1 protein-coding gene is annotated in these 1,511 nt (G+C 41.6%); it reads left to right on the forward strand.

Features of this window, described 5'->3' with window-relative positions; translation table 11 throughout:
* Positions 1-1,511, forward strand: a 1,511-nt coding sequence (locus C8N46_RS20040) for a non-ribosomal peptide synthetase (RefSeq protein ID WP_146169920.1), incomplete at both ends; no start/stop codon positions are given.

Consider the following 1,511-nt stretch of genomic DNA (forward strand, 5'->3'; position numbering starts at 1 on the left):
GGTAAGGAACAATTAAGCTATGCAGCGTTGAATGCTCGCAGCAATCAGTTGGCAGCCTATTTACAATCCAATTATACTGTTGGAAAGGACAAGGTTGTAGCCATACTGATGGACAAATCCTTGGATTATCTGGTAAGTATTCTAGCGGTGTTAAAAAGCGGTAGCTGTTACCTTCCTATAGACAGCAATCACCCCGATACGCGTAAAGCATACATGTTAAAAGACAGTGGCGCGGTATTACTACTAAGTAAAGAAAGTTATACAAGCACACTATCTATTATAAACCTACCTATGGTAGATATAAGTAAACTAGGATTGGATAGCTACAGCAAAGAAAACCTAGGCATCACCATTAAAGGGAATGACTTGGCATATATGATTTATACCTCAGGAAGTACAGGCGTACCAAAAGGTGTGATGATTGAACATAAAGGCAATGTAAATATGTCTTTGGATCAGGTACGAATTTTTGGAGTAGAACCACAAGATGTAGTAGTGTGGTTTGCTGCGGTAGGCTTTGACGCTTCGGTATCAGAGATCATGATGGCACTCTACAGCGGAGCCACATTAGCGATTCCATCCTCAGGAATGCTAAAAGACAAAGACCGTTTTGTAAGCTTCTTAAATGAAACAAAGGCAAGTGTTGTAACCTTTCCACCATCGTATCTATCGCTATTAAGTTTAGAAGAGATAGCAGGATTGCGAGCAGTTATCACCGCTGGAGAAGCGGCACAAGGAAGTAAAGCCTACGAAATAGCTGCTAGTGGCAAAGAATACTACAATGCGTACGGACCTACGGAATGTTCGGTATGTGTGTCAGTGTACAAATACGATAGCGAAGACGGAATATTGCAAAATGTACCGATAGGAAGTCCCATCGCCAACACGCGTTTATATGTGTTGGATGCTGATTTGAAAAAAGTAGCAACAGGAGTTTGGGGCGAATTATGTGTGTCGGGCGTTGGCTTGTCGCGCGGATATATTGGTAAAGAAGCCTTAACGGCAGAAAAGTTCATTGCCAATCCGTATGAGGAAGGAGAGAAGATGTACCGTACAGGCGATATCTGTAGATGGAATACCAAAGGCGAATTAGAATTTAAAGGCAGAAAAGATACGCAAGTAAAACTCCGTGGTTATCGTATAGAACTTGGCGAGATAGAATCCGTGGTAAGTCTGCAAGAAGGCATCAGTCAAAGTGTGGTGGTCTTACATGGAGAAGGTGAAGTACAAGACTTGGCTTGTTATATAGTGCTAGACAAACAAAACACATTAGATGTAGACAAGCTCAAAGCATCTTTAACAGAAGCTTTACCAGAATACATGGTACCTACACATTACATGGCACTAGAAGAACTACCGCTAACCATCAACGGAAAAGTAGACAAAAAACGTTTGCCAGCCATCGAAACGGGCTCCTTAGAAGGTGATAGTGACTTTACAGAAATCGAACTCTCTGTTCGCAGTATTTGGTCAGACATCTTAGAAATAGATGAAGAACGCATCTTTAAAGG

This window comes from Kordia periserrulae (assembly GCF_003054265.1).
Taxonomy (GTDB): domain Bacteria; phylum Bacteroidota; class Bacteroidia; order Flavobacteriales; family Flavobacteriaceae; genus Kordia; species Kordia periserrulae.